This is a genomic window from Phormidium sp. CCY1219, from assembly GCF_055795085.1.
The window spans coordinates 1-4241 of record NZ_JAYFEQ010000863.1; the positions used below are offsets into that span (position 1 = coordinate 1).

General features: G+C 44.1%; 1 protein-coding gene. It reads left to right on the plus strand.

The genetic code is table 11. The annotated features are described in order from the left end of the window. Positions 1 to 197: 197 nt before the first annotated feature. Positions 198 to 3251, plus strand: coding sequence for an FkbM family methyltransferase (locus AC0QH1_RS28290; RefSeq protein ID WP_324634787.1), 3054 nt, complete (start codon positions 198 to 200; stop codon positions 3249 to 3251). Positions 3252 to 4241 lie beyond the last annotated feature (990 nt).

A 4241-nucleotide genomic window follows, 5' to 3' on the forward strand; every position in this document is an offset into this window, starting at 1 on the left:
TCATTCTACCCCCTACCGCTTTTTTTGTCAACCGCTTCGGGCAACAATTTCGCGCGCATAGCCAAATGACTAATGACCAATGACAAATGACTAATGACAAATGACTAATGACTAATGACTAATGACTAATGACTAATGACTAATGACCACTCACACTAGAATGCTACAATAGCTGGCGATCGCCTGGAGTTAACCTGATGAAGTACGAAGCTTGTTCCCGACATTTACTCACCACATTTGCCACCATTTTAGATCCAAACCGCCAAGGGGCGGCGATCGAGATTGGTGTGGGAACGCAAGAGTATTATTTTGTCGATTTTGTGAAGCGGGGTTTTCCCACTCTGGCGGTAGAACCGATGCCGACGGATGATTTAGTACGGAGTTGTCAGCAGTTTCAGGTACCTTTAGAAGCAGCAGCGATTAGCGACAAAGATGGTCCGGTGACGCTTTATTTGGGCGAATATGAAGGCGATCGCAATATTAACTTGAATTCCTTAAATCCAGATTGGTGGGGAGTTACGACCCAGGGGAAAGAAAGACTGGATTTAGATATTGCTTCTCCAGGGTTGAGCGAAACATCTTCCCCCCGCGTGCAAGTACCTTCTTTCACCCTCAAATCTCTGCTGCAAAAATGGGGAATCGAACGAGTTTCTATTTTGAAGTTAGATACGGAAGGAAGTGAATTGGCAATTATTCAGGGATTGAGAGAAATTGCCCCAGCACAACTTCCGGATATCGTACAGTTTGAGTATGGTGGTGGTGGGTCTCGCCAAAGTCAGCAGGGCGGGTGGACAATGAAATATTTTAATAGCGCGATCGCCTCTTTAGAAATTCTGAAATCCCTCGGATATCAGTGGATTTTGCTGATTGACTGGCATTTGCCGGTGGTTAAATCATTTTCGATTGCAGAGATTGAGAATTTTGCCGAAATATTCCACCCGATTTCTCATGTGGGTAATGCAATTCTCTGCAAAAATGCCCAACTTGTCCAGCAGATTAATCTAGAACAACTCTGTCAACCTTATGTAGATTTTCCTCGCGAATTTGCCAAACATTTGGTGCAGTATGGATCGAATGAAGAAGTTCACAGTTTTAAATGGATATTGCCTTATGCGATTGTCCAGCAATATCGCCTGAAACGCCGCCCTTTGAGAGTGCTTGAGTATGGACCGGGGTGCAACAGCGAGCAATTTATTGCCTCGTTAATCTGCAAGCAAGTTGTTTCGATTGAAGATAATGAGGAGTGGTATCATACATTTGCCTCTGTGTGGGAAGCAGCGAGGGAAGAGATAGACATTGATTATCAACTCATTGACGTCACAAGTTATGAGGGAAAGGCATATTTCGAGGGACACTGTTGGACCGAGGAAGAAATTTTAAGCTATGTGGAATATCCGCTAAAGTACGGGAGGGGTTATTTTGATATTATTTTTATCGATGCCGGCGATCGCCAAGACGAAGTAACCATAAAAGGACGTACTTATTCCGGATGGCCTATTCGCAATTTAGCCTTAGAACTGGCGCATTCCTTATTAAGCGATAAAGGAGTGGCGATCCTACATGATGTTCCCGGTCCTTTCCCCGAAATGACTAGTGCTTTAGCAAGCAACATTCACCGCTTCAACTACACCCTTGCTGTTCCCGAATTTTGCACCACTGTCTTATCGGACACTTTAGACCTAAACCCCCTGGCAAATTCCCTTCGCAAGCTTTATTATCAGGTAAACCCTCAACCCTTCCCAGATACACAAGTAAAGCATTTCTCCACAGCAACCACCGATTACTCTTTAGGGAAATACTCTGCAAAAGCAGAGAACTCCGAAAATACACAATTGGCAACAATTTCTCGAATTACAATGTCCACTTTGGGGAGTAATGGGCGATTTGCCAATCAACTGTTTCAGTATGCATTTTTGAAACTCTACGCCAGCAAACATCACCTGCGCGTGGAAACTCCTGAGTGGATCGGACAGCGGTTATTTGGCCATCAAGACCCGCCGATTTCCCGGATTTTACCCGAAATTCGGGATAGAAGCAAGCAGATTGCTGAATCGCCGATTTTGAATGCTAAATCTCCACTCAAAGATGTGGATATTTGGGGTTATTTTCAGTTCCATACTCGCTACTATGCTTCACAGAAGGCAGCGTTTAAACGCCTGTTTCAGCCAATACCAGAAATTGAGTCTAAACTTACGCCAGCATTAAATCGCTTGCGCGCCCAAGGGAAAACAGTAGTCGGATTGCATATCCGTCGGAAAGACTATGGATTTTCCTACTTTTTCGTCACGCCGATTCAATGGTATAAGGAGTGGTTAAGTTCATTGTGGCAAACGCTGGAAAATCCTGTTTTGTTTGTCGCTAGCGATGATTTGGACAATGTAGTTTCTGAGTTTTCCGACTATCATCCCGTGACGGCGAACACTTTAGGGCTTAAATTGCCCGAAGCAGAGTTTTATCCGGATTTCTATCTGTTGACTCATTGCGATGTTGTCGGAATTTCCAACAGTACATTTTCGTTTGTAGCTTGCATGTTGAATGAAGATGGGAAACAGTTTTGGCGTCCGAATTTGGGCGCGCAAAAGCTAGTTCCTTTCAACCCGTGGGATAGCGAACCAATTTTGCGGGATAATAAGGTGGGAAATTGGACACCGATGAATTTATGTCCTCTGCGAAAACAAATCGCCGATCGCTGGTTGAATACCCGAAGCGATCGCCTGGAAATGACCTATCGCAGTGGTGTAGGTAATGACCATCGCATCTTACTGCAAATGGGCGTTCAAAATGAACCCGCTACTGACAGCGAAATCACTTTAATCGAGAAGTTAAATACTAATCTCGCTAAAGGGTTGTCCACTCCAGACAAAATTCGCTATCTGTTGGCGGCGATGCTATACTATCCAGCGCATCAGTTACCCTTTGATTATCAAGGAACTGCAATTCCCAAGTGGTTCTTTAAGGACTTCTGGCAATTTATGCTCTCTATTCCTCGTAGTTTCTCAAATGCAGAATCTGTCAACAACTATTTACTCTATCTTGAGGAATTATTCGATTACATCTATTTCCATATTTCTCGCTACCCCACTTCCCCAGTTTGGCGGTATGTGGCGCAGTATGTTGCAAAGTTCAATATCCTACATTCTCTGGGCGGTTTGGAGGAAAATATTGCGCCAATTGCAGCGAAACGCGCGGATATTATAGAATTCTCTTTAACCCTTGGAAGTCAGGCGATTGACAGGAGGGCGTTAAGGTGATTTAATGTCATTAGTCATTAGTCATTAATCATTGGTTGTTGCTTGTTGGTTGTTGATTGTTGGTAAAAGGAGTTAGCAAATCACTTTACGCCCTTACTCTACTCAACTTACGCCACTTAACTCGGATGTCAATCACCCCCGGTACTAACTTCCAACCAGCATTACTTCAATGAACCTACCAAAGATTATTTTTGTTGTTTGTCCTTAGTCATTGGTCATTTTTCCTGTGGTTAAATTGAGTGGTGAAAGAATTGGGGGTTGACAATCCCTGGGGCGATCGTCTAGAATGCAATAAAGTCGATCTGCCAAGCAGGACTTATGTGCAATGCATTGCTTGCATTTTGAGAAGAGAAACTATTCAATTGCGCTTCACCGACAAGATTAGTCCTTTCTCGTCAATCCACTAAGTTAACTAGGGCGATCGCCAACTAATTTCCAAGGTTGCTAACGTTACTCCCGTGGAACCTCAATCACCCCTGGCACTAACTCCCACTAGAATTAACTGGATGAACCACAAAAGACTATTTTTCCTCAATCTGCTGATTTGCTAATGTTGGGCGATCGAATAAGAATTGGGGGTTGACAATCCCTGGGGCGATCGCCTACAATGAATCCGATGGGCGAGGCAGGACTTGTGTGCAATGCACTGCTTGTTTGACGCTCGAGAGAAACTATTCAATTGCGCTTTAGAGAATATTCTCCTCCAAGACTCGATACCGATGTTGGGCAATCGCCGCAACTAATTTGCAAGGTGGCTAACGTTACTCCCGTAGTCATTAGTCATTGGTTGTTGGTTGATAGTCATTAGTCATGAGTGGTGGGTACTTCCACAAAGGACTAATCCCAAAGGACAGATGACTATTTTTCCGCAATCTGCTTATCTTCTCATGTTGAACCATCAAGCAAAAATTCTGGGTTGACAATCCCTGGGGCGATCGCCTACAATGAATCCGAGGGGCGAGGCAGGACTTATATGCAATGCACTGCTTG

What these genes read in the sequence shown, in the direction of transcription:
- AC0QH1_RS28290 (WP_324634787.1), top strand. Translation starts at nt 198, where the DNA reads ATGAAGTACGAAGCTTGTTCCCGACATTTACTCACCACATTTGCCACC.